Raw genomic sequence first — 24,117 nt, 5'->3', positions numbered from 1 at the left:
AACTTCATCATAGGTGCAGGCGATGACCGGCGTGCTTGAAGGTGTCCGGGGCGTCCGGCGGCACCTCGCGCGGCGCCGCCGGGCTGTGAACAAACTCGCGTTGCCGGGATTTATCCACAATTTTATTGGATAACCTTGTGGACAACCTGGCCGGACAGCCCGCCGCATATGGGGGCGAGTGGGATTGCGGGTAAAAAATGCAAATGCCCAACTATTGGGCACGTTGAGCGTCGAGACCTTTGATAACCGTTTGAGCGCCGCGGGTAGATGGCGTCGAGCACCGAACGGAAAGGTCGCGAAGGACGCCAGGAATCGCTCAGGCAAATAACGCCGCGACGTTCTCTGGCGGGCGGCCGATCATCGCTCGGCCGTCACGTACGACGATCGGGCGTTGCAGCAGGATGGGATGGCTCGCAATTGCTTCGTAGAGCTGATCATCTGCGAGACCCTCGCTATCGAGGCCGAGCTCGGTATAGACGGTCTCGCCGTTGCGGATCATCTCGCGCAGTGGACCGCCCAGCATGGCGTGAAGCGACTTCAATTGTGCGACGGTGAGCGGTGTCTTCAGGTATTCGATCACCTCGACTGGCTCGTTGGTGGTGTTCCAGGTCGTGGAGATCAGTTCGCAGGTGCTACGCGACTTGGAGCAGCGAGGGTTGTGATAGATCGTGATCATGGCTTGTGTGCGGGAAGCAGAAGTGAGGATCGTGGTGAGCAGTCCGAGCGATTTTACCTGGCAAAGGCCAGTGCCCGGTGACGACGCCGCATGTGGCTCGCCCGGAGGCGAATCTGTTGGTTCGAGTGGGCCCCTAGTTGCGGCTTTATGCGCATAAAGCGGCTGCCAGCGATTCCCATTGGAAGGAACGGGACCGAGGCCTTTATGATCCCCTCCGACTCGACGATAACCACGACACCAGGTCGCAGAATCCGCAACCTGGCGCCTGCTTTATGCGCATAAAGCAGGCCGAACGGCTAATTCATGGCCCAAATACGACAGAAGTCGTTGAATTGAAATTCAATCCAGGTAGAATCTCCGCTAATTAGCAAAAAGGAGAACACCAATTGGCGGCAGAGATAATCGCAGTCACGCAGCAGAAGGGCGGGGTCGGCAAAAGCACGATCGCGATGCATCTCGGCGCTGCATTCCACGAAAAGGGCAAGCGCGTGCTCGTCGTGGACGCAGATGGCCAAAACACGCTGGTCCATTGGGCCAGTGCCTCCGGTGACGAAGAAGCGGGCATTCCGTTTCATGTCGTCAACCTCTCCGAAGCTGGCGGCCAGATTCACCGGGAGATCAAGAAGTTCATCGCCGACTACGACATCATCGTCGTCGACTGCCCGCCGTCGATTACCGAGAAAGTTTCAGGTGTTGTGTTGCTGGCTGCGACGATTGCGGTCATTCCCACGTCGTCGTCACCGGCCGATTACTGGTCCAGCGTCGGTCTCGTTAAACTCGTCCAGCAAGCGCAGGTCATGAACGAGGATCTGCGGGCAGTATTTCTGCTCAACAAGACCGAAGAAAAGCGCATGCTGACACGGGAACTCAAGCGCGCGCTGGAAGAACTCGGCTTCCCGTTGCTGAGGACGCAGATTCCCACCCGTGAAGCGTACAAGCAGGCCATGGCGCTCGGCCAAACGGTCCTGCAAATGAACGATCGCGGCGCGCGACTCGCCGCCGTCGAAGTGCGCGCCGTCGCCGATGAAATCGCGGCGATGCTCCCCTGACTTTATGCGCATAAAGGACGCTGAATGAAACCCTCCCAATTCGCCAAAGGCTTTCAGGCGCGGCCCGATACGACAAGTAGCGAGAAGCGCACGGCACTCGACCGCCTCAATGCAATCGATGGACTGGTTCAAGACAAACCGGTGGCCCCCAAAGTCACGGGACGGTCGAGCCAGCCTGTTGTCGAACCGATCGCATCGCCCGAACCTCCCGCCGAGTCACACGAAAATGAGTCGGCGGAATATCGCGCGTGGCGACTCGAACACGCTTATCGGGCAGGACAGATCGTCGAACTGCCGCTCAAGGCCATCAAGCCCAGCCCCTTCAACCCGCGTCACTTCTATCTGAAGTCGTCGATTGCCGAACTTGCCGTCAATCTCGCGAAGCAGGGACAGCAGCAGGCCATCCACGTCATTCCCGACTACGCCGCGCCGGGCAGCTATTACGTGAGCGACGGTGGACGGCGCGTCCGCGCACTGAAAGAAGCCAACAAGGAAACCGTCAAGGCGATCGTCGTCGATCTGCCTATCGGCATTCAAAGCTACAAGCTCGGCTACGACCTCAACGTCCAGCGCGATTCGCAAACGGTTTTCGATAATGCGATCGTGTGGAAGCGCTTCATCGAAGAAAAATTCTTCCAAAGCCAGCGCGAACTCGCCGATCATCTCGGGCTCGACGAATCGACCGTCGCCGTGGCGCTCTCGATCGCCAAGCTCCCCGAGTCGATCATGCAGGAAATGGTGGCGCGGCCGGACCGGTTCGGATCGAACATGGCATATCAGGTTGGCCGCTATCACGGCGCGCGCGGGACCGAAGCCACGCTGCGACTCATCAACCGGATTCTCGCCGACGATCTAAGCACGCGGCAGGTCGCCGATATCGTCAAGGGACGCTCGAGCGCGCAGGAAAGCCCGCGGCCAGCGGGGCGCCAGCGTTACGCACAGCGACTCGAGATCAAGCTGGATGGCGTCGCCGTCGGCGATCTCAAGTCCTACGGTGAAGACAGGCTCGAGCTACGCCTGAAAGGTCTCGCGAAAGACCGGCGTGACGAGATCCTGCATCAGATCCAGCAGATCCTGCAGGCGAAATAAGCCAAAGGGAAGTATGTCGTGCCGCGATCTCCGACCATGCGTCGCGCCGGAGATCGCGTTGCCGGATTACCCGGCGATGTTATTGAACTACGTGATGTTCAGTGCAACCCAGACGGAGGCGGCGCTCACGCCGCGCGCGACTGGCTCAACGTAAAGGCGAGCAGATCGCCATCCGTCGGCTCACCCCAGGTTTTGCGGGCCAGCCAATCGAAAAAGGCGGTATCGCCCATCTTTGACTCGAGCCCGCGGCGGCGCCAGTCGTCACGAAGATGGGTGCCCAGCCCCGGCAATTCGTCGGTCTCGAACGACTGGCGTGCAACCTCCCGCTCCAGCTCACCCTGCTCGTCGTACAGCGCACGCGCCTCCTTGCGCCGCCATGCCGAGTACTCGTCCAGCAGACGCGCTTTAGGATCGGCCGCGCCGAGCGCCCCCACCTTCCCATTGGCTACCGTGCCCGAGACCGCCGCTTCGACCGGCGGCGCGTACCCCTTCTTCAGCGCGTCCTTGAACAGCGCCCCCGCGCTGCGAACCGGCGGCAGGCTGGTGCTGCGCATGCGTTGTTCGGTCAACTGCAGGGCTGCGCGAATCCGGTTTTCCTCGCTGTCGGCGTAGAGCGACTGCGCTTCCTTTAGCGGAATCCCGATCTTCACCATGCGATCGACGAGCGTGCTGTCGAACACGTTCGGATGCTCGTCGAGCGCCAGCATGGGCTGCTTGCGCTCCGTGACGCGAAACTGGATTTCGGCAACACGGCGGCCTTCGCGATGTTCGATCAACTCCACGAAAATGTTCGTGACGGCGTTGACTTCGGCGATCGCCGGCCGCAGGTAATCGCGCTTGAAGTACTTGTACTCGCGCTTGGCCTCGTCGCCGGCTTCGGTATCGGGCGTACCCGAGAGAATCGGCCGCCACCATTCCCAGGTTTCGCGCATCGTGAGGTGGCTGGGATTCGTCAGGTAGCGCACGCAGATTTCGTAGAGCGCGAGACCGGCACTGCTGCGCAACTGGCTCTGAAACTGGAGACTGAGACGGGCGTACTGGACCGGATCCAGCAGTTTCTTCTTGATCTTCGGCGCAAACGAAAACTCCACCCAGACGCGCCGCGTCGTGGGATCTTCGAGAATTTCGGCATCGGCAATCAGCGTCGAGATCCCCCATTTACGTCCGGGCTTCTGGCTCGACGTTCCCTGACTCCATTCGACCTGCACGGACACCATGCGGCGCAGATGTTCCTTGACGAGCGCCGTGTCGTTGGAATCGAATGCCGAATTAGCGACGATGTCGGAAAGAAGCGCCCGGTAGGTGTCGCCCGACTCGTCAGCCTGCTGGGCCACGGCAAGCAGCACGTTGAACAGCTTGCGGGTCAGCAGGGTGATCTTGCCGCTCTTCGGTTGAATCGCGATCGCCTCGACGGCCTTGCGCAATTCGGCCGAACTGGGGCTTACCACATCGGTTTTTTTCACGCGCTTCGTGGCCATGCGTCAGGTCGAGGAGAGATTTTCGCGAAAGGATACCGTCTGTGGTGATAGGCGTCTATAGGGCCTCTCTCACCATTGCGGGTGATGCATGCGATCCGTGCGCGGCTCACCGGGAGGCACTCCCGAAAGGGCTCACCATACGCAGACGGCCCGAAATCGCCCGGCCATTGCAGGCCGTGCGATCGGCGCAGCTGGCCCCGATCCTGCAGTGCCTCAGAATCTCGCCCATGCTCCCGTATCGTCTCACCTCAAAAAAATTTTGCCCTGACGCAACGGAAGCACGACATGGCTCGCGCTGTAGAAGCCGGGCCCCCCCGCAGCGGCTATGCACCTTGCCAGGGCTGCGGCCAGCCGGATCTCCCGCCTTGAGGCGCCCCGGGTGGGCCTGCAGACCGATGCGCGGTCACGGTCTACCCCCACCGCCTTTGTGAATCCGCGCCCGCAGAAAGCGTCAAACGGCCGCCCTGCGACTCACGGGAAGCGCTCGCCGGGCACTTGCCGTGCTTCCCTTCCGGCGGCTCCCGTAAAACCTCACTCATTGCCGGCGAAAGAGGAGACACCGGGCAGAGGAGACACCGGGCAATGTTCCATGCCTTGTCAGATCGACGCTACGCCCAGGATATCCCCCGAAAAAGCTCACCTTTATGGAAATCGACGCCTGACCGCGCCACTCTCCGGGTACCCCCGAAAAGGCTCACCTTTCAGGACCACCAGGGAAAAATCCAATAGATTCCGCCACTTATCCACATCGGTTCGGAGTAGCCAGAGCCACAACTCACTCCCGAAAATTCTCACCTTCCACTGCGCGGACCAGAATCGAACAGGTAGCCCAACCTCCGACCCAGGCTCCTGAAAAATCTCACCTCAATCGATCCAGCGCATCGCGCGCCGCAAACTTCGACCCCGTTCTGTCGGTGCTTTCAGGTCAGTGACCGCAAACCAGCCCCTGAAAAGCCTCACCTAAGCCGGTTTCGCGCCGACTTTCGGCTCCCGAAAAGACTCACCGAAGCCTCGGCATTGACCGCAGACGCCTTCCCTCCCCATCGTATGCGCTCCGCGGTCGCCGTATCCTGAATCGCCTCACCTCAAGCCGGTCAATCCAGGCAAAAAACCGGACGATGCCATCCAAACCAGGCCATCCTGCCGCTCCAGACCTCCCGTAAAACCTCACCGAAGGCTGTTCAGGGGGCTCAACAGGCCTCAAATCCGCCCCTGAATCCCGAAAAATCTCACCTCATGACGCGCTGCTGTCCCGATTCGGCTCACCCGGTACTCCCAAGGCCCGATTTTTTGGCTCAAATCCGCGACAAATGATGGTCCTGAATCCGCTCACCGTTGCAATTCCCGCAACATCGCGTCGATCTGCGACTCTGCGGCGGTTCACGCGCTTCGAGCTCCTGTATTTACTCACCCTTGCTCCGAAGTCAAGAATCCCCCGGTTCCCGAAGCCGCTCACGTCCTTTCTCGAACTGCCTCACCGGCCTCCCCGAACCCCATCACCCGCCTGTCCCGCACCTCCTCACCCAATATCCCGTAAAGCTTCACCCGACCCCGTTGTATCCCTTGCCTGGTAAGGGTTTGCCGTGGCGTTAACGTCTTTAACAGGTATCAAAGGTGTTTACTTTTATTACTCTCAAGCACGTCTACCCCGCGAGCTTCCGGAAATCCCCCTTACCAAACCCATCAATCTGATCGAAACCAGCGCTCCGTCGAACCGTGAAACAGCCAAAGAAATTCAGCGCATGGTAGAAACACAAGCATTTACAATAGCTTATGAAACAAACTTCGATTTGTTTCACGGTCACGGCATGCGACAGCGCGTCAGAAAAGCCGCTGGAGCGAAAAAAGCGAAAGGGATCGGCAATTTTCCAGGCGAGATAGTAAATACGTATCAAAAAATACGTAATTTGTTATTATTAAGCCATTCCGACCTGCCTTGAGGCAAGAATAATGCAAGACGTAGATCGCCAGGCTATCCGTGACGAACTCGAATCCCTGCGCAAGGAGGGTGCACGACGTCAGGCACTGTCGCTCCACGCCTGCAAGCGTCTCTTTTTCGACTTCGGCATCCGTCCTTCGATGGCTGCCGTCCGTGACCTGACCCAGACGGGCAGCGCGAGCGACATTCCCAAAGACATCGAGCTGTTCTGGCAGCGCATCCGCGCCGCTTCGAAAATCCGGATCAGTGGCGGCGCGATTCCGGCCGTCCTTGAGGAGCGAGCGGGCGAACTGCTCGGTGCCCTGTTCCAGGAAGCCCAGACCGTCGCACGAGAAGCACTCGACGCGGAACGGACCGAAATCGACACTCGACGGCAGGCTGCCGAACAGGTCCTTCGCGATGCTCAGGCGCGTAATACCGCGGCCGACGAGCTGCTGCAGCGCAGCGAGGCCCGTACCGAAACGGCCTGGGCTCGGGTTCGCGAGCTGGAAAGCCAGCTTGCCGCCTCGTCCGCGCACGGCGCCGTCCATCAGGACAGTCTCCAGAGCACCGTGCGCCGTCTCGAAGCGGAAAAAGACACGCTGGCGAAGCGGGTCGAGGTCGAGCAGACGAGCAATGCCGGCCTGCGTGACCGCATCGACGCCTTGCAGGACGATCTGCGCAGAAGCACCGAGCACTATGCCCAGCAGATCAAGGATGCGCTGGCCGAGGCCGAGCGGCGCGTGAAACCGATGCTGGTCGAACTCGATTCGTTGCGGACGACGTCGTCGACCTGGCAGGCGGCGCAGCGCGAGGCGAGCCGAAAGGAATTCGATTTCATCCAGCAACTGGCGACGGCCAAGGCGCGCGCCGATCGTCTCGACGCGCTCTTGCGCGAGCGCTCCGACGAAGTGGATCTCCTGACGCGCCAGGTCAACGCGTTGCGCGGCCAGCAGGGTATCGATGCGTCAGTGGCGGACGTGCTCTGTTCGCTGGCCGGCGCCGGGCGGCTCAGCGACGACGAGCTCGAACGGCTCGGCACGGTCGTGGATGGCCATGTCAGTTTGCCGGCGCGCTGCCCGAAATGCCTCGAAGGGGAGCCCGAACTTTCCGAAGTCGATCACCGCTACGAACTCTCATGTCCCGAATGCGAACACACGTCCGGAACGGGCGTGTCGCGCCTTGCCGCGGTCAGCCGATTTCTGCAGGACAAGCGTGCTTCCGAAACGGCCTGAGGTGAGTCGTTCCGGGGGCCGGCGCATGCTTTCCGGGTGAGGTTTTACGGGAGTCCCGCCGCCCCCGCCTCCCCGCGAGCCTTGTCAGATAACGTCCGGCCCGGTATCCGGCCGGAGTCCGGCGTCCTCGCGTTCCGCCCACAATCGCCACGAACGATGCAGCCGGCCTGCCGAAATCGGCTGCAGAAAACCGAGCCACTGCCCCACCCGCTCGGCGTTTTCGCCGCGCTCGAACAGATCGGCCGCATACGTATTGCGCAAGGTCTGGGGGCTTGCCCGTTCCGCGCGGCGCTGCCCCACGCCCGACGCCTCGACGATCGCGTCGACGGCTCGCAGCACCGTAGCCTTGTGCATCGGCCGGCCCGAGGGCGAGCCCGGAAAGACGAGCTGCCCCGGCAGCCCGGCCTGCTTTCGTGCTTCGAGCCAGGCGGCAACCACGTCCGCGGCAAAAGGGGCGAGACGCGTGACACGCGTGAAGAGCGGATTGTCGGCTTCGATCGTGAGCCATTCCGAGCCCGCCTGCACGCAGTCGAGCGTGAGCGCGATGGCGTCCCCCGTCTTCAGGCCGCCGCCGAGAAACACCGCGACGAGCGCCCGGTCGCGGCGTTCGCGCCAGCGCCTCGCCGCCGACGGTTCTTCGAGCGGCGCGAACAACTGGGCGAGGATCGCCGCCCGTTCGGTGGCATCCAGGAATCCGGTCGGCTCGTTTTCCCGGGCATTGCGCCAGGCCGCCTCGCCGTCCTGGGCAATGAAGCGCGCCGGGTTGGTGGACGCGAGTTCGATTTCGCGAACATGGTCGAGCACCCGTTCGATCAAACGCAGATAGCGCAGCCGCTGCGGCTTCTTTATATCGAGTCCCGCGACGAACTCCGCGATCGTGCCCGTATCGACGGAGAGAATCGTTTTGCGCCTGAGCGCCATCCATTCGAGAAACCGTCCCCACTGAACGCGGTAGACGTCAGCGGACGAGCGGCGGAACTGCTGCGTTGCGAGCCACGCGTCGAAGGCCCCGGCCGGATCGCGTTGCCAGTCCGCGCGCTGCTGGTCGAAGAGGTCGCGCGAAGGGTGGGAAAGGTCGGAAGGCGCCATGGCTCTCTTTCCGTTAGTTGCGTTCTTGGCATGGATTGTAGCGGAATGCCGGTGCAGCTCACCGCATGCACCAGCCGCGCCGGAGGTCACGATTCGCGGCGATCAGCCACCCCAGGTGCGCATCCGACGCGGCGTGTCCTGCCGGCGGGTCAGCGCTCGCGCCTCCTCGTGGATCCGGGCAGCCCGCTCGTAGGCCGAGACGGCGAAGGCGAACACGGCAGGCAACGCGTTGGAGCGCCCGAAATCCACCGGATCGTCGGTTTCCGGGTACGCCAGCTCGCCCGGCCGCTGAAACAGCCCGAGCATGATGGCGTCGTGCCGGCTCGCGAAACCGAGGTCGGCGAGCGCCTCGGCCTCGATGGCGTGCAGGAGGCGCCAACTGAGCGGCACCTGCTGTGCGATGTAGCGCTGGGCAATGCTGCGCACGACGTGCTCGAGGTCGCGCGCGGCCGCCTGAAAACGCAAGGCGGCCAGATCCTGTTCGTTGGGGGTTGGCATGGCGGCTCCAGTCGATCTTGGAACTGTATAAATATACAGTATTGGAGCGGGCTGTCCAGCCGCGCTTGCGGCGTTTACGACGATGACGGCCTCAGCCGTGGATCACGACGAGCAGCGCGCGCGCCTCGCCCTTGCCTGCGTTGCGGATCGCGTGCGCCTGGTCGGCGACGTAACGCGCCGTGTCGCCGGTCTTCAGGCGCTGCGCGGACCCCGCGGCCTCCACATCGAGCGTGCCCTGCAGCACCGTGAGGTGCTCGCGCGTACCCGGCTCGTGTGCGTTCGATACCAGCGCGCCGCCCGGCTTGAGCGTGAGCTCGTACCACTCGAAGTGGCCGGCGAGCTCGATCGGTCCCCAGACGCGCAACTGGTAGCCGGCCTCCTGGCCCGTCAGCGTCGGGATGTCGTGCGGCCCCGCTACCGCGATTGCCTCGGGCGCGCGCGGTGCGGCGAACAGCGAGTCGAGCTTCACGCCGAGCGCATTGGTGAGCCGCCATGCCACGGCGATGGTCGGGTTCGCCTTGTCGCGCTCGATTTCCGATAGCATGGATTTCGACACGCCCGCGGCGCGCGAAAGGTCGTCCAGCGTCATCCTGCGTTCGCTGCGCAGCCGCTGGATCTGCTCGCCCACGCGCGGCGGCGTGACCGGCGAGAGGACGGGCGCGCCGGCGGACGAAGGCGCCGGTTGCGGTGCCGCGTCGGCGGCCTTGGGCGGATTGCGCTTGCTTGCCATTTGCGGCTCCATCGTTTAGAGTTTGTTCGACATATCGAAATCAGGTTCGAAAAAACGAAAATTTCCGGTGAGGCTGACGGCGACTATAGCAGGCCGCGGCCCGTCCAGTCAGGAGCAAGACCCATGCGAACCCCCTATATCGAGCACCTGCGCGCCACGCTCGACCAGATCCGCGCAGACGGTTTCTACAAGAGCGAGCGCGTGATCGCGACGCCGCAGTCGTCGGCCATTGGCCTCGCCGACGGCAGCGGCGTGCTGAACTTCTGCGCCAACAACTACCTGGGCCTCGCGGACGACGCGCGGCTCATCGCGGCGGCGAAGGACGGCCTCGATCGCGACGGCTTCGGCATGGCGTCGGTGCGCTTCATCTGCGGCACGCAGAGCGTGCACAAGGCGCTCGAAAGTGCGCTGGCGCAGTTCCTGCAAACCGAGGACACGATTCTCTATTCGAGCTGCTTCGACGCGAACGGCGGCCTCTTCGAAACGCTGCTTTCCGAAGAGGACGCCATCATCAGCGACGAGCTGAACCATGCGAGCATCATCGATGGCGTGCGGCTTTCGAAGGCGCGCCGCTACCGCTACAAGAACAACGATCTCGCCGATCTCGAAGCGAAGCTGCGCGAGGCCGACGAAGCGGGCGCGCGCTACAAGCTGATCGCGACCGACGGCGTGTTCTCGATGGACGGCATCATCGCGGATCTGAAGGGCATCTGCGATCTCGCCGACCGCTACGACGCGCTCGTGATGGTGGACGACTCGCATGCGGTGGGCTTCATCGGCGAGCACGGGCGCGGCACGCCCGAGCACTGCGGCGTACTGGACCGTGTCGACATCATCACGGGCACGCTCGGCAAGGCGCTGGGCGGCGCATCGGGCGGCTATATCGCGGGCAGGAAGGAAGTGGTCGAGCTGCTGCGCCAGCGCTCGCGCCCCTATCTGTTCTCGAACACGCTCGCGCCGAGCATCGCCGCCGCGACGCTGAAGGTGCTGGAGCTGGTCGCGAGCGACGAGGGCGCCCAACTGCGCGAGCGCGTGCGGGCGAACGGCGCGCTGTTCCGGCGCGAGATGAGCGCGCTCGGCTTCACGCTCGTACCGGGCGAGCACCCGATCATTCCGGTGATGCTCGGCGACGCCCAGGTCGCCACGAAGATGGCCGACGCGCTGCTGCACGAGGGTGTCTACGTGATCGGCTTCTCCTTCCCGGTGGTGCCGAAGGGCCGCGCGCGCATTCGTACGCAGATGAGCGCCGCGCACACCCCCGAACAGATCGAACGCGCCGTGGCGGCGTTCGCGCGCGTCGGCAAGCAGCTTGGCGTGATTTGACAAGGAATCCTGAAAAATGAAAGCACTCGCCAAACTCGAACGCGGACCGGGTCTCACGCTGACCGATGTGCCGAAGCCCGAAGTTGGCCATAACGACGTGATGATCAAGATTCACCGCACGGCGATCTGCGGCACCGACATTCATATCTGGAAGTGGGACGACTGGGCACAGAAGACGATTCCGGTGCCGATGCACGTGGGTCATGAATACGTGGGCGAGATCGTCGAGATGGGCCAGGAAGTGCGCGGCTTCAGCATCGGCGACCGCGTTTCCGGCGAAGGCCACATCACCTGCGGCTTCTGCCGCAACTGTCGCGCGGGCCGCAGGCATCTGTGCCGCAACACGACGGGCGTGGGCGTGAACCGCGAGGGCGCATTCGCCGAATATCTCGTGATTCCGGCCTTCAACGCGTTCAAGATTCCGCCCGAGATTTCCGACGACCTCGCCGCGATCTTCGACCCGTTCGGCAACGCAACGCACACGGCGCTGTCTTTCAACCTCGTCGGCGAGGACGTGCTCATTACGGGCGCCGGGCCCATCGGCATCATGGCCGTGGCGATCGCGAAGCACGTGGGCGCGCGCAATGTCGTGATCACCGACGTCAACGACTATCGCCTCGAACTCGCGCGCAAGATGGGCGCGACGCGCGCCGTGAACGTCTCGCGCGAGTCGCTGCGCGACGTGATGAGCGACCTGCACATGACCGAGGGCTTCGACGTGGGCCTCGAAATGTCGGGCGTGCCGAGCGCGTTCACGGCGCTGCTCGAAGCGATGAACCACGGCGGCAAGGTGGCTCTCCTTGGCATTCCGCCGGCGCAGACCGCCATCGACTGGAACCAGGTCATCTTCAAGGGTCTGGAAATCAAGGGGGTCTACGGGCGCGAGATGTTCGAGACCTGGTACAAGATGGTCGCCATGCTGCAGAGCGGGCTCGACCTCTCGCCCATCATCACGCACCACTTCGGCGTGGACGACTACGAGCAGGGCTTTGCGGCAATGCTTTCGGGCCAGAGCGGCAAGGTCATTCTCGACTGGACGGCTTGAGCTTTATTTGAGCCTTATTGGAGCTTCAAGCTTCAAGCTTCACGTTCCCGTGGCCGGTTTTTCGAATTCGGCTTCGATGCGCACGTCGATCTCGTCGCCGACCGCGGGATACCACGTCGCCAATCCGAACCTCGCGCGGCTGAAATGGCCTTGCGCGGAGAAGCCGACGGTCGGCTGCTTCGTCAGCGGATTCGGTGCGTAGCCGTTGAACGTCACGTCCAGCGTGACCGGCTGCGTCACGCCGTGGATCGTCAGATTCCCGCTGAGCGTGCCGCGGCCCGCCCCGGTGGGCTCGAAATGCGTGCTGACGAAGCGGATCTGCCCATAGCGCGCCACATCCAGCATCTGTTCCCCCTTCACCATCCGGTCCAGCGCCGGCACGTTCGTGTCGAGGCTGGCCGCGTCGATGGTCGCGTCCACGGCGGCCTGCCGCAGTCCGCCGGTCTGCCAGTCGAGCTGGGCGCTGGCCCGGTCGAAGCGCATCACGAAGCGCGAGTAATGCAGATGATCGACGTCGAATACGATGCTCCAGTGCCACGGGTCGAGCGCGTAATGGCCCGGCGGCACCGCCGCCTCGACGCTGCTCACGCTGTGCGTCACCACGCGCAGCGGCGTGCACCCGGGCAGCAGAAGCGCACCGCAGAACGCGGCACAAAACGCGCCAGCCGCCGCGCGGCGTTTCGATGTCGTCGGGGAATGTCGATTCATGCGATCTCCTGGGTTGCCCCGATGTTAACGCGTTGACGACACCGCATATTCCGGCCGCGCATTTTTTGCTTGACGACGGAGAATGATCGTTCTACATTTCGCACCGGGAGAATGATCGTTCTACCCCGGGCGGCGTGTTTGACCCGTCCGGTTCTGTCTGGAGAGCACTGCAATGAATCCGTCTTCCCCTGGCGCCTCCGGCGCACCTCAGCCCGACGCGCGCGAGCGTCTGCTCGATGCCGCGGAAGCGTTGGTCTACGCGGGCGGCATTCATGCCACGGGCGTCGACGCGATCGTTCGCGAGGCGGGCGCGGCCCGCAAAAGTTTTTATACGTGGTTCGAATCGAAGGATGCGCTCGTGGCCGCGGCCCTCGCGCGGCGCCACGAGCGCTGGATGCGCTGGTTCGTCGAAGGCACCGGGCAGCACGGAGCATCGCCCGAAGCGCGGCTGCTCGGCATGTTCGAGGTTCTGCGCGAGTGGTTCGCGTCCGAGGGCTTTCACGGCTGTGCGTTTCTGAACGCATCGGGAGAACTCGCTTCGCCCGACGATCCGGTCCGCGTGGTGGCGCGCGAGCACAAGGCGCACCTGCTCGACTTCGTGCGCGAGCAGTGCGACGCGCTGATGGCGGCGCGCGGCGCGGATCGCCGGCACGCCGCACGTCTCGCGCGGCAGTGGCTGATCCTGATCGACGGTGCGATTGGCGTGGCGCTCGTGAGCGGCGAAGCCGATGCCGCGCTGGACGCTCGCGCCGCTGCGAAGCAGTTGCTCGAAGCGCTGCCCGGTGTGAAGACGCCACCAAGCCGTTCCCGCAGTCATTCCCGCAATCAACCCCACAGTTGAACCTGCAATTGAACCCCCGCAGCTAGTCCGTTAATCAACCCCGCTCGCGCTCGCCATCCCGGCGGGCCGACCGTTTCGTGGAGAAAGATCATGAGTGATGCTGTCGAAGTCCGCCCGCCCCTGCCGCCGTTCACGCGCGAAACCGCCGCCCAGAAGGTGCGCGCGGCCGAAGACGGCTGGAATACGCGCGATCCGCAGCGGGTCTCGCTTGCCTATACGCCGCAGAGCGTGTGGCGCAACCGCGCCGAGTTCGTCACGGGCCGCGCGGCCATCGTGGAATTGCTCACGCGCAAGTGGGCGCGCGAGCTCGACTACCGCCTGATCAAGGAGCTGTGGGCCTTCACGGAGAATCGTATCGCGGTTCGCTTCGCCTACGAATGCCACGACGATTCGGGCAACTGGTTCCGCTCGTACGGCAACGAAAACTGGGAATTCGACGCGAACGGGCTGATGGCGTACCGCCACGCGAGCATCAACGACCTGCCGATCGCCGAGCGGGACCGCCTCTTCCGCTGGCCGCTGGGCCGCCGTCCCGACGACCATCCGGGCTTGAGCGAACTCGGCCTGTGAGGCGCCGGCTCGTGCGGTCATCGTCGCGACTCACGAGCTCCTCATAATCGCCGGCGGCGTCGACTGTCCGCGCGGGCCCGATCCGGGCGCGGCCTCCATTGCGTGAGCATCGAGTTGCGGTACAGTGCGCCATGACCTGAATCCAGCAAAACCAGGCAGATCGGCGAGAGCGAGGACAAAGACCCATGCATCTTTGGCGCAGGCACGGCGGCACGGCAATCATAAAGACAATCAGAATTGCGGCGGCCGGCGTGCTGCTGCTGGCTGCGGCGGGCAGCGCCCGTGCCGACGGCTGGTGCAGCAGCGGCCTCTGGGTCGATGCGATGGCGGCCTCGTATCACATCCATCCCGACAAGGACTTCGAACAATTCAATCCGGGGCTCGGCGTGGAGTGCTGGCCGGGCGACACGTGGGCGCTCACGGCGGGCGGGTTTCGCAACTCGCTGCGCCGGCCGTCGTTCTACGGCGGCGGGGTGTGGGCGCCGGAATTCCTGCATTGGGGCTACGTGCGGCTCGCCGCGATGGGCGGCATCATCTCGGGCTACAACTACGGCGACTGGGGCCTTGGCCGCAATCACACGATCGGCCCGGTCGCGGCACCCATCGTGATGGTGGCGTACAAGCGCGTGGGCATGAATTTCATCGTGATTCCGCCGATTCCTTCCGACGACCTGCCGTTCACGATCGGGTTTCAGTTCCGGGTGAAGTTCTGAGCGCGTGAGCGGATCCGGAATGGTGAGGATTTCCAGGGGATTGGCGGCGAGGTGAAGCGTTGAATGCTTCTCGTATCACCGTGCGGTATTCCCCTTCGAAGCTGTCCTGAATATTCTCACCTGACGTCGGTTGGAGAAAATCTGCGCCCTCTGTCCACATCGCAGCAAGGATGCTTCAACCGGATCCATGGGCGCAACAAGACGCTGTTGGTAGCACCATTCTTCAATCGCTTCCGGAAGATTTTTGCGATCGTGGAAGGCGTGGCGCCGCGCGACGCTGGCCCTGTTCGCGTGCGAATGCGGCCGGCGTGCAGCCGACATGGCGCTGGAAACGTCGGGTGAAATGACTCTGGTCGGCAAAGCCCGTCAACAGCGCGATTTCCGCAAGCGGCAACCTGGTTTCGAGAATCAGCGACCTGGCGCGACGGATCCGGCACTGCTCCACGTAGCTGATCGCCGTGACGCCGATCGTGCGCTTGAATAGCCGGCTGAAATGGAACCGGCTCACGTTCACGAGTGCCGCCAGATCGTCGAGGCAGATTGGCCGGTCGAGATTGTCCTCGATGAATTCCGTCAGCCGGGCGACTTCGAGCTTGCCGAGCGAGCGGTCCGGCGCGAACTCGGCGGGTTCGAACGCGTTGTAGCTGCGCAGCAGGTGAGCCGCCAGCGCCGCGGACAGGGAGTCGACGATGAGCACCTGCGCCGGATGCGCTTTCATGTCGATTTCGCTGACGAGGCCTTGGGCAAGCCGCTCGATCACGGGATCGCGCACCAGAAATAGGCTGCGGATTTCAACCCGGACATTCTGGCGGCCGAGTTGTTCGCCGGCGAGCGCAACGAGCGAAGGGGGGACGCGCAGGCGGACGGACTGCCCGGAATCGCCCTCCCATACTGAGTCGCAGCCGGCCGGCATGAGGTAGGTGGTGCCGGCCGAGATCGTGCCGTCGTGGACGACGCCCGCCCGCGTCTGCACCAGCCTGGCGCTGCCGGAGGGGCAGTAGCCGATCAGGTGATGGTCGACCCCGGCATAGCGTTCGGAGCAGCCGAAGTAGGGGCGGTGGACATCGACCGTCACCCCGGTCCAGCCGCGGCCGCGCGTGGTCGCGACCGGCCGCTGCGGCCGTGCATGCAGGATCTCGTCGATCGTGATCAGCCGGGGCTGGCCCGATTGTCGGGGGACGGCTTCTGCGAGCTTCGTGTGATCGGGTGTCAGGGCGTTGCTGCTGCCGCCCCGCCGTCCTGGGGATTCGAATGCGGTGATCATTGGTGCCTCTCCTGGGCGGATCCGGATTCGCACATCGAGCTTGGCGCCTGACTAGTTTGGCACAACCGGCGCGGCGTTGCTGACGCGTGCGCTAGCCGCGCGGGTCCATGATGGCGCGCGGTTGCGCAGCGAACTTCGCGCCCGGATCAATTCGCAGGACGGCGCGGAACAGCGTGGACGGCAACGCCGCGCGCGAGGCTGCAGCGGTACGGGTTCGATTGCGGGAAGCGTGTCGGCGTCGGCGCTCACGCGCGCGCCATCATCAATCGTTCGCCTGCATCGGGTTCTTGATGCCCAGTACGTCGATGAGCTCGATGGCCGGCGGTGCCGCGAGCAAATCGGCGGCGCGCGACATCAGGGCCTGCCCGATAGGGCCGGACAGATGCGCATTCCGGTCTGCCTCGGAAGCGAAAGCGTCGAAGATGCCGAAGCTCGAGCCGGACAGGCGCAACGCGAACCAGATGGGCGTCGTCGATTCGCGATTCGCCATGTCGAGCGCCTGGGCGAGGAATGCCGCCACTTCGTCTTCTTTGCCAGGCTTCGCGTCGAGGCGCGCAAAGAGTGCATAGCCAATCATCGTTCTCCTCCAGATTCATACGCGGCGTCTTGGGACGATACGTGGCTTGCCCTTCGATGGCTTGCCGTTTCTTGCTCGAACTGGACGATTGATGCTTTCGATTCCGGCGGCGGTGAGCGGCTCCTTTTCGCTGGTCGATGCGGGCGCCACATTTCTCTGGCTGATCGCCGGCGGCGTGGGCGCGAACGCAAACGCAGATTAAAGCGAAGACATCCGGGCGTGCATCATCCATCCGCCTGCGGCCATGGCGGCCTGACGCAGCGATTCCGACCACGCGGGATACGGATGGCAGATCCGGGCGAAGTCTTCGCAGAGCATCGAGGCTTCCATGGCGACGGCCACCTGCGAGATCAGATCCGCCGCGCCCGCGCCGACGAGATGCGCGCCCGCGATGAGGTTGGTGCGGGAGTCGACCAGCAGCTTGACGAATCCCTCGGACGTATCGCGGATGATCGCGTTTGCATTGGCGGCGAGCGGATAGCGGCCGACTTTGTACGGCACGCCGCTTTGCCGAAGCTCGTCCTCGGTTTTGCCGATCATCGCGACTTCGGGACTCGCGTAAAGCACCTGAGGGATCGATGCATAGTTGACGAATCCCGGCAGCCCGGCGATCTGCTCGGCGCACGCAATCGCTTCCTCTTCGGCCTTCGACATCACCATCGGCCCGGCGGCGGCGTCGCCCACGACCCAGAGTCCGCGCGTGCCTGCGAGCGGCCCACGCTGAGGCAATGCGCCCTCCGCGCCGGGCTGGATGCCGACGCTCGACAGATTCAGCCCGTCGACGAATGGCCGGCGGCCGATTGCGACGAGCACCGTGTCCGCGTCGAGCGTCGTCGCGCCGTGGGGGCTTGCGCTGCGAAGATGGACGGCCACGCCTTCGGACCGCCGGTCGAGACCGACCACGTCGGTGGAGAGCCGGATGCGGATGCCCTGTCGCCTGAGCGCGCGCTGCAGGGTGGCCGCGACTTCGCTGTCGAGCCAATGACAGATGCGGTCGCGACGCTCGATCAGGGTGACGCGCGAACCGAGACGATGCCAGATCGAGCCCAGTTCGACGCCGACGGCCCCCGCGCCGACGATGGCCAGATGCCGCGGGATCCGGTCGAGCGACAGCGCATCGGCGGAATCGACGATGCGGGCGTGATCGAATGCGGCGGCGGCCAGCGGGATCGGTTCGGAGCCGGTGGCGACGACGACCGCGGGGGCGGACAAGGTCTGCTGCGCCCCATCGGTTCGGGTGAGCACCACCGTGCCCGCGCCGGCGAGCCGCGCGTGGCCGGAAATGAGCCGGACCTGCTGCGCGCGCAGCAGGCCGCGCGTTTTCCTCGACATCGTGTCGACCATCGCCGCTTTGCGGTCCATCATCCGCGCAAGCTGCAGCGTCGTCGCGGAGTCGATTCCGCGCGCGGCGTTCCGTGTCCGGTTCGCGATGTCGTACAGCTCGGAGGCATGCAGCAGCAGCCGCGAGGGCAAGCAGCCCGTGCGGATGCCGGCGCCGCCCGGCTGCGGCGCGCGTTCGATGCAGGCAACGTTGAAGCCGAGCTGGCCCGCGCGAATCGCGGTGTTGTATCCGCCCGGGCCGCAGCCGATGACGATGACGTCATAGCGATTCATCAAGGCGGCTGCGGCGGTACGACCAGCGCTCGATCAGCCGGTCCAGTGACAGCGCGCCTGGACCGATCGCCATGATCCCGACAGCAAGGGAGGCCCAGTACAGGTGGAAGTTCGCCCAGCCGTCGGGAAAAACGAGTTGAATGACTCCCGTCATCACCAGTAGCGCGAGTGCCGTCAGCCGCGTCGCGAGTCCGAGGATGAGCAGGATGGGGAGCGTGATCTCCGCCACGGCAACGAAAAGCGCGACGGTGTCCGGCGCGGGAAAGCCAAAGGCTGCGCCGAACAGGTGAACCTTGAACTGATTCTCGAACAGGTACAGCGTGGCCGGCGAGAGGGAGAGGAAACCGTCCCATCGTGTGCGGCCGGATCGAAGGAAGGGCAGCGCGAGGGCGAGCCGCAGCAAGGGGGGCGCGACCCGCCACGCGAGCTCCCGAAGCCGGTCCAGCCCGGAACGGATCAGCAGCTCGACGCGGGGTTTCGTCGGTGGCGCGTACGGGTTCATGCGCGCCTCGCACCCGGGAGAACGTCCCGGTCGTCCCGCAGGTTCCATCCGGCTATCGCGTCGGTTGCGAACAGCTCGCCTAGCGCGCGGGCCAGGTCGAAGCCCGGATCGTCGTTTTGTGCGAGCAAGGCGGCGGCCGCAATCGGATCCCCCGCAGCGAGACACTGGACGAACGTCGCCGCGCCGGCCGTTATCCGACGAACCTCGACTTCGGCATGCGGGCGGACGACGAGCGCGTGCTGGCCGCCACCGAAGACGTCGATGGCGGCCGGATTGCCGCCGTCGATATTCATCTGCCACAGGTCGACGACGGGAAAGGGCGAGCGCACGACCCGCAACGACGGATGCAGCGTGAAGCCGACGCGAGGAAGGCATTGCGCTTCGAGTGCACCGAGCGCGCCTGGCGCGGCCGGTGCGGATTCCGCCGCATGATAGGCCTCTGCCCATGCGCGTTCGAGCCGCGCGACGTCGGCCAGATACGGCACGCCTTTCGCCGGCTCGAACGCTTCGATGAAGCCCGGAAACGCTTCCCCGTATTCGAGCATGACCGGGGAGCCGGGCGGATCGAGGGCGACGTGGATCCGCGCCATCGCCGTGAAGAACTCGTCGCCCACGATGCGGCGCACCGCGGGGAAAGCCGCTTTCAGCGCGCCGATCAGCCCGGCAAAGACGTTGTTGCGATAGACATTGAAGCGTTTGACGTCCGGCTTCCGGTCGGGGCCGACGAGGCCGCGCGGTATCGGCACGGCGGGGTCGAGCAGCGCGGCGGCGAAGTCCTTCTGGCGATCGTGCAGGGAGCGCGCGTGCGGGCGCGCACGGTGCGCGGCACGGCACGGCGATGGCGGAAACATGCGGGCGGATGATCGGGGCGTCATGTCGTCCTCACGCGCGCAACGGTCGTTGCACGACGTTCGTCCACAACTGGCGCAGGCTTTCGACACCGCCGGCGGTCGAGCTCCAGAGTGTCGTATCGCTCACGAGCAGCGTGCCCTCGAACGTGTCCTCGCGCGACTGCAGGAGCGCGTCGAACGTCGACCGTTCCAGCGTGAACGGGTGGGGCGGCGCGGCGAGATCGACGGGCTGGCGGGCAAGAACATCCAGCTTGCTCGCTGCGTCGCCGAGACGTTCGAGCTGCGGCAGGTGCGGGTGCAGATTGAAGGTCGCGACGTTTCGAAGGATGCCTAACCGGTCGATATCCGTTCCGGCTTCGATAGGGGACGGAGATCCGTTCGCCTCGGCTTTGGGCCGCAGGCCAAAGCGGTTTTCCACGGGCATGCCGAGACCGGCGAGCAGCGAGCGCGCGAGGCCGCCGAAGCGCTGACGCGGCGGGATGGTCTTGTCGCCGTGGTGCTCGAACTCCACTATCTGGCGGCGTAACCGGTCGTCCTCGTCCACCCCCTCCACGTCGCCGATGTCGTGATGCGGGCAGACGAAGGCGAGGTGGTCGGGCCGCGCGAGGAACGCCCGAACCGCATCGATCTCGCCGCCATCGGCTTTCTGAGCAGTACGAAGCGAATCGAAGCTGATCACGATCAGGGTATCCACGCCGTCCAGCGTGCGAGCGTCGAGCGGCGTGAGCGTGCCATCGTCCGCGACGCGCTCGATCTCCGTGACCGGCTGCCCGGTGAGCGTCGCCGCCAGTTCGACGAACGCGGTGAAGTTGCGCTTCATGATGTGGTCGAGGAAGCCCGCGATGCTCTGGTCGAACCGGGCCGGGTCGGCATAGTCGTGGAACTTCGGAAAGCCCATCCTGCGGCTTTCGAAAAGCGCGGGGAATCGATCTTCGATCACGTGGAGCGGGGCGCCGTTCTCGCCCGGACGGCTCCACGCGTAGTAGACAAGGACCTTTCGCTGGCTCATGGCATCTGTATCCTGGTTGGCTGATGAGGCGTGAGGGGGCAAGGCGGCAGCGTGTCGTCGCGGTCGGCGCCGCCGGGTCGCGCCGCCGCCTGCATGACGGCGTCGGCGCGTGCGGCTTGCGCGGCGAGCGTGCTCCAGTCGGGCAGATTCGCGTCCCATTCGACCAGGGTGGGAAGCGGGCCGGTCCGGCGGATCGTATGGGCGTAGAGGTCCCATACGACGCCGGCGACGTGGCGGTCGTGCGTGTCGATGAGCAGCGGACGGCCCTGGTCGTCCGACTGCCGCGCATGGCCGGCCAGGTGGATCTGCTGCACCGCCGCGAGCGGCAGGGCGTCGATATAGGCGCGCGGATCCCACTGCTGGTTGATCGATGCGACGTACGCGTTATTGACGTCGAGCAGAAGGCCGCAACCGGTTCGCTGCACGATGGCGGCGATGAATTCGGCCTCCGCATAGGTGCTTTCTTCGAAGGCCAGGTACGTCGAGGGATTTTCGAGCAGCATCTGACGTTCTAGCGCTTCCTGCACCTGGTCGATATGTTCGACGACGCGAGCGAGGCTGCGCGTGGTGTACGGCACCGGCAGCAGGTCGTCGAGAAAGCCGCAGCGATGGCTGGACCAGGCCAGATGCTCGGAAAACTGCCCCGGCGCATAGCGGGTAATCAGCGTTTGCAACCGTTGCAGATGCACCGGGTCGAGCGGACGGTCCGCGCCGATCGACAGGCCGACGCCATGAAGCGAAAGCGGGTAGGCGTCGCGGATGGCGGTCAGGAAGCGGTGGGGCGGCCCGCCGGCGCCCATATAGTTTTCCGCATGAACCTCGAAGAAGCCGATGTCCGGCCGGACCTCGAGAATCGTGCGGTAGTGCTCGGCCTTGAGGCCCACGCCCGCGCGCGGCGGCAGGCGAAGGCTGGCGGGAGCCGACGACGAACGGGGCGACGAGTCAGACATGGCAGGCCGGTAGGGTGACGGAGGGAACCCGCGGTCCGGGCCTCTCGCGAGACCCGGACCTTGATCGGGATCAGGCTTTGGGAGAGAGGCTGCCCGGACCCTTCGGCGTGGAGATGCTCGTGCAGGTGCCCTTGGGCACGAGCCGGAATGCGTTGCCCTGGTAGTCTTCGGTGCTCGTTCCCGCGCAGGTTGTCCCGGCGCCCGCGTAGCAGTCGTTCTGGCCTTTCAGCGCGGTGCCGAAGCACGGTTCGACCTTGCCCGATTTGACGAGCGCGGTGTGCTCAGCCTGAATCTTCTTTTGCGCGTCGGTGAATTCCTGCGCACTTGCGGGGGCCGCTGCGATGGCAGCAAGGGCGGTTGCGACTGCGCCGGCAACCAGAGTGGTCAATTTATAGTCGGCCATGCGGTTTCTCCGAGTTGAGTGGGAGCCGTGATCTTACGAAACCGCCGTCACCCAGGGATTGCATGGTCTTGTGCGATTTGGTCTGGTATTGCGATCGGCGGGCGACAACGATCGCATGCACGCGAACCGGAGAGCAGGCACGGTCCATTGAGAGCAAAAACATGCCATTTTTCGCCGGCAAGTTGCCCTCGACAACGGCATCGGCGAACGGCTGTCTGCACGGTTGCGCCTGGACGAACCGGCGTCTATAACGGTTATCACACCCGGCATCGGCGCAGCACGCGTGGCCGGCGATCGCTTGTTATCTCGCACAGTGCGGACATGACAAAACTACAGAGTCTCATCGCAAGCGTTCTGGTTTTCATGTTGGCCGCGTGCGCGAGTCTGCCGCCGCAGAGCGGCCGGTCCCCAACCTTCGCGCTTCAAGACACGGAGTCCACACGGCTCGGCGCGATCTTCACGCCGCAGGAGCAGAGCCATCCGGGCAACAGCGCGTTTCATCTGCTGCAGGATCCGGTCGACGCGATCGTGGCGCGCGTGGCGCTCGCCCAAACGGCCGACCGCTCGCTCGACCTGCAGTACTACATCTGGCATGACGATCTGACCGGGCGCGAACTCGCGGCGGCGCTGCTCCAGGCGGCGGACCGCGGCGTACGCGTTCGTGTCCTGCTCGACGACCTGGGCACGAACGCCGACGATCAGGTTCTGCTCGCACTCAGCTCGCACCCGAACGTGAAGATACGGCTGTTCAACCCGGTCGCGAGCCGCCACTTCAAGTCGCTCGCGACTGCCCTGGAATTTTCCCGCGTCGACCGGCGCATGCACGACAAGGCGATGATTGCGGACAACGAGGCCGCCATTCTCGGTGGACGCAATATCGGCGACGAATACTTCGGCGCATCGAAAGTCTTTGCCATGGGCGATCTCGACGTGCTGATGCACGGTCCGATTGTCCGGAACGTTTCCCATGCCTTCGACCAGTTCTGGAATGCCGAATCGTCGTATTCGATCGCGCAACTGGTGGGACATCCGGCGGATCCGTCAGCGCTGGCGGACTACCGGACCAAGCTGGACGAATACATCAAAGCGGAGCATGACTCGCCCTACGTCGTGGAAGCCCGAAAGCGGATGGCCCGGATCCTCGACGCAGGCGATGCCGATTTCTCGTGGGGGCAAGCCACGCTCCTGTACGACGATCCGGCCAAGGTCACACGCGACCCGAACGACCCGCAGGGTCACCTCATGACGCGGTTCGACGCCCTGAACCTCAGGCCCGAGCACGAGATGCTCATCATCTCGCCTTATTTCGTGCCGGGGAAAGAGGGCGTGGCATGGATACGCGAGCAGACCGCGCGCGGGGTACAGGTGACGGTGTTGACCAACTCGCTGGCCGCCACCGATGTCGGCGCAGTGAATGCGGGATATCAGCACTATCGCGAGGATCTCCTCGAAGCGGGCGTGCGCCTCTATGAGCTGAAGCCGACCGGATCGAGCAAGGTGAAGTCGCAGCACGGGTTCTTCGGCTCTTCAAGAGCCTCGTTGCATGCGAAAACGTATGTCTTCGACCGGCAAAGCATTTTCATCGGCTCGATGAATCTCGATCCTCGCTCGAACCATCTCAACACGGAGATCGGCGTGCTGTGCAACAGTCCGGCGATTGCCGGCCAGGTGATCGACGACGTCGAACCGAACCTGGACACGGGGGCCTGGCGAGTCGAGCTGCGTACCGACGCGGACGGCAAGCGCCGGATCGTCTGGATCGACACCGCCGAGAACGGAACGGTGACGGAGCTGGATTCGGAGCCGGATGTTTCTTTCATGCGGCGTGCCGGCATCTGGTTCCTGGGACTGCTACCGATCGAATCGGAGCTGTGAGCGCTGGCGGTCCGCAATGGTGAGGACTTCCAGGAGGATGAGGATCTCGACGACAGCGAACGCGCAGACGTGATGTTGCGGACCGGATCGAGAGCCGGGCGTTGATCCAC

General features: G+C 64.3%; 25 protein-coding genes. 11 read left to right on the top strand and 14 right to left on the bottom strand.

The features are described from left to right. Positions 1-316: 316 nt before the first annotated feature. Positions 317-676: an arsenate reductase (glutaredoxin) gene (gene arsC, locus WJ542_RS23725; RefSeq protein ID WP_411191918.1), complete on the bottom strand. Its 360-nt coding sequence runs from the start codon at positions 674-676 to the stop codon at positions 317-319. 386 nt (positions 677-1,062) lie between these two features. Here arsC and parA point away from each other — a divergent pair, with 386 nt between their 5' ends. Continuing rightward, complete coding sequence (parA, locus tag WJ542_RS23720) at positions 1,063-1,725, top strand: ParA family partition ATPase (RefSeq protein WP_411191917.1); 663 nt, start codon at positions 1,063-1,065, stop codon at positions 1,723-1,725. Between the two features lie 24 nt (positions 1,726-1,749). Continuing rightward, positions 1,750-2,814: a ParB/RepB/Spo0J family partition protein gene (locus WJ542_RS23715; RefSeq protein ID WP_411191916.1), complete on the top strand. Its 1,065-nt coding sequence runs from the start codon at positions 1,750-1,752 to the stop codon at positions 2,812-2,814. Between the two features lie 125 nt (positions 2,815-2,939). Here the strand turns inward: WJ542_RS23715 and WJ542_RS23710 are convergent, their stop codons facing one another. Next, positions 2,940-4,292, bottom strand: coding sequence for a replication initiation protein (locus tag WJ542_RS23710; protein WP_411191915.1), 1,353 nt, complete (start codon positions 4,290-4,292; stop codon positions 2,940-2,942). A 1,583-nt stretch (positions 4,293-5,875) separates the two neighbouring features. Here WJ542_RS23710 and WJ542_RS23705 point away from each other — a divergent pair. Next, positions 5,876-6,232 carry a hypothetical protein gene (locus WJ542_RS23705; protein WP_411191914.1) on the top strand — a complete coding sequence of 119 codons (357 nt, stop codon included), beginning with the start codon at positions 5,876-5,878 and terminating at the stop codon, positions 6,230-6,232. 7 nt (positions 6,233-6,239) lie between these two features. Then, positions 6,240-7,445 (top strand): DNA-binding protein, encoded by a 1,206-nt coding sequence (locus tag WJ542_RS23700; protein WP_411192535.1) that lies wholly within the window; start codon positions 6,240-6,242, stop codon positions 7,443-7,445. An 84-nt stretch (positions 7,446-7,529) separates the two neighbouring features. Here WJ542_RS23700 and WJ542_RS23695 read toward each other — a convergent pair whose 3' ends face one another. The 3 genes from WJ542_RS23695 to WJ542_RS23685 all read right to left on the bottom strand — a co-directional run bounded on the left by WJ542_RS23695 (position 7,530) and on the right by WJ542_RS23685 (position 9,774). Then, positions 7,530-8,534, bottom strand: coding sequence for a tyrosine-type recombinase/integrase (locus WJ542_RS23695; protein WP_411191913.1), 1,005 nt, complete (start codon positions 8,532-8,534; stop codon positions 7,530-7,532). Between the two features lie 102 nt (positions 8,535-8,636). Then, positions 8,637-9,032 carry a DUF2471 family protein gene (locus WJ542_RS23690; RefSeq protein ID WP_411191912.1) on the bottom strand — a complete coding sequence of 132 codons (396 nt, stop codon included), beginning with the start codon at positions 9,030-9,032 and terminating at the stop codon, positions 8,637-8,639. Positions 9,033-9,123: 91 nt separating this feature from the next. Then, positions 9,124-9,774 carry a helix-turn-helix domain-containing protein gene (locus tag WJ542_RS23685; protein ID WP_411191911.1) on the bottom strand — a complete coding sequence of 217 codons (651 nt, stop codon included), beginning with the start codon at positions 9,772-9,774 and terminating at the stop codon, positions 9,124-9,126. A gap of 111 nt (positions 9,775-9,885) precedes the next feature. On the opposite strand from WJ542_RS23685, the gene WJ542_RS23680 reads away from it, so the two are divergent. After that, complete coding sequence (locus WJ542_RS23680) at positions 9,886-11,085, top strand: glycine C-acetyltransferase (RefSeq protein ID WP_411191910.1); 1,200 nt, start codon at positions 9,886-9,888, stop codon at positions 11,083-11,085. Between the two features lie 16 nt (positions 11,086-11,101). Beyond that, positions 11,102-12,130 (top strand): L-threonine 3-dehydrogenase, encoded by a 1,029-nt coding sequence (tdh, locus tag WJ542_RS23675; protein WP_411191909.1) that lies wholly within the window; start codon positions 11,102-11,104, stop codon positions 12,128-12,130. Positions 12,131-12,169: 39 nt separating this feature from the next. On the opposite strand, the gene WJ542_RS23670 is transcribed toward tdh, so the two are convergent. After that, positions 12,170-12,838, bottom strand: a complete 669-nt coding sequence (locus WJ542_RS23670) for a YceI family protein (protein ID WP_411191908.1) — start codon at positions 12,836-12,838, stop codon at positions 12,170-12,172. Between the two features lie 172 nt (positions 12,839-13,010). On the opposite strand from WJ542_RS23670, the gene WJ542_RS23665 reads away from it, so the two are divergent. The 3 genes from WJ542_RS23665 to WJ542_RS23655 all read left to right on the top strand — a co-directional run bounded on the left by WJ542_RS23665 (position 13,011) and on the right by WJ542_RS23655 (position 14,962). Next, positions 13,011-13,679 (top strand): TetR/AcrR family transcriptional regulator, encoded by a 669-nt coding sequence (locus WJ542_RS23665; protein WP_411191907.1) that lies wholly within the window; start codon positions 13,011-13,013, stop codon positions 13,677-13,679. A 90-nt stretch (positions 13,680-13,769) separates the two neighbouring features. Then, complete coding sequence (locus WJ542_RS23660; RefSeq protein ID WP_411191906.1) at positions 13,770-14,249, top strand: nuclear transport factor 2 family protein; 480 nt, start codon at positions 13,770-13,772, stop codon at positions 14,247-14,249. Positions 14,250-14,434: 185 nt separating this feature from the next. Then, positions 14,435-14,962, top strand: coding sequence for a hypothetical protein (locus WJ542_RS23655; protein ID WP_411191905.1), 528 nt, complete (start codon positions 14,435-14,437; stop codon positions 14,960-14,962). Between the two features lie 223 nt (positions 14,963-15,185). On the opposite strand, the gene WJ542_RS23650 is transcribed toward WJ542_RS23655, so the two are convergent. Both WJ542_RS23650 and WJ542_RS23645 read right to left on the bottom strand, forming a co-directional pair. Next, positions 15,186-16,226 (bottom strand): helix-turn-helix domain-containing protein, encoded by a 1,041-nt coding sequence (locus WJ542_RS23650; RefSeq protein WP_411191904.1) that lies wholly within the window; start codon positions 16,224-16,226, stop codon positions 15,186-15,188. Between the two features lie 262 nt (positions 16,227-16,488). Next, positions 16,489-16,803: a putative quinol monooxygenase gene (locus WJ542_RS23645; protein WP_411191903.1), complete on the bottom strand. Its 315-nt coding sequence runs from the start codon at positions 16,801-16,803 to the stop codon at positions 16,489-16,491. Positions 16,804-16,849: 46 nt separating this feature from the next. Here WJ542_RS23645 and WJ542_RS23640 point away from each other — a divergent pair, with 46 nt between their 5' ends. Then, positions 16,850-17,005: a hypothetical protein gene (locus WJ542_RS23640; protein WP_411191902.1), complete on the top strand. Its 156-nt coding sequence runs from the start codon at positions 16,850-16,852 to the stop codon at positions 17,003-17,005. On the opposite strand, the gene WJ542_RS23635 is transcribed toward WJ542_RS23640, so the two are convergent. The 6 genes from WJ542_RS23635 to WJ542_RS23610 form a co-directional block, all read right to left on the bottom strand. After that, positions 17,002-18,417: a dihydrolipoyl dehydrogenase family protein gene (locus tag WJ542_RS23635; RefSeq protein WP_411191901.1), complete on the bottom strand. Its 1,416-nt coding sequence runs from the start codon at positions 18,415-18,417 to the stop codon at positions 17,002-17,004. The two genes, WJ542_RS23640 and WJ542_RS23635, sit on opposite strands and share 4 nt — an antisense overlap. Continuing rightward, positions 18,404-18,919 carry a DoxX family protein gene (locus WJ542_RS23630; protein WP_411191900.1) on the bottom strand — a complete coding sequence of 172 codons (516 nt, stop codon included), beginning with the start codon at positions 18,917-18,919 and terminating at the stop codon, positions 18,404-18,406. The genes WJ542_RS23635 and WJ542_RS23630 overlap by 14 nt, the downstream gene beginning before the upstream one ends. Then, positions 18,916-19,770 (bottom strand): HvfC/BufC N-terminal domain-containing protein, encoded by an 855-nt coding sequence (locus WJ542_RS23625; RefSeq protein ID WP_411191899.1) that lies wholly within the window; start codon positions 19,768-19,770, stop codon positions 18,916-18,918. The genes WJ542_RS23630 and WJ542_RS23625 overlap by 4 nt, the downstream gene beginning before the upstream one ends. 31 nt (positions 19,771-19,801) lie before the next feature. Further along, the gene (locus tag WJ542_RS23620) at positions 19,802-20,779 is read right to left on the bottom strand and encodes a hypothetical protein (protein ID WP_411191898.1); all 978 of its coding nucleotides are present in this window, start codon (positions 20,777-20,779) and stop codon (positions 19,802-19,804) included. After that, positions 20,776-21,729, bottom strand: coding sequence for an MNIO family bufferin maturase (gene bufB / locus WJ542_RS23615; protein ID WP_411191897.1), 954 nt, complete (start codon positions 21,727-21,729; stop codon positions 20,776-20,778). Before bufB ends, WJ542_RS23620 begins: the two co-directional genes overlap by 4 nt. 70 nt (positions 21,730-21,799) lie before the next feature. After that, positions 21,800-22,132 carry a BufA1 family periplasmic bufferin-type metallophore gene (locus tag WJ542_RS23610; RefSeq protein WP_411191896.1) on the bottom strand — a complete coding sequence of 111 codons (333 nt, stop codon included), beginning with the start codon at positions 22,130-22,132 and terminating at the stop codon, positions 21,800-21,802. 321 nt (positions 22,133-22,453) lie between these two features. Here WJ542_RS23610 and WJ542_RS23605 point away from each other — a divergent pair, with 321 nt between their 5' ends. Further along, positions 22,454-24,007, top strand: coding sequence for a phospholipase D family protein (locus tag WJ542_RS23605; RefSeq protein WP_411191895.1), 1,554 nt, complete (start codon positions 22,454-22,456; stop codon positions 24,005-24,007). Positions 24,008-24,117 lie beyond the last annotated feature (110 nt).

It is taken from the genome of Paraburkholderia yinzeri (genome assembly GCF_046581065.1).
In the GTDB taxonomy this organism is placed as follows: Bacteria; Pseudomonadota; Gammaproteobacteria; order Burkholderiales; family Burkholderiaceae; genus Paraburkholderia.
This window is presented reverse-complemented; position numbering and strand designations above follow the sequence as displayed.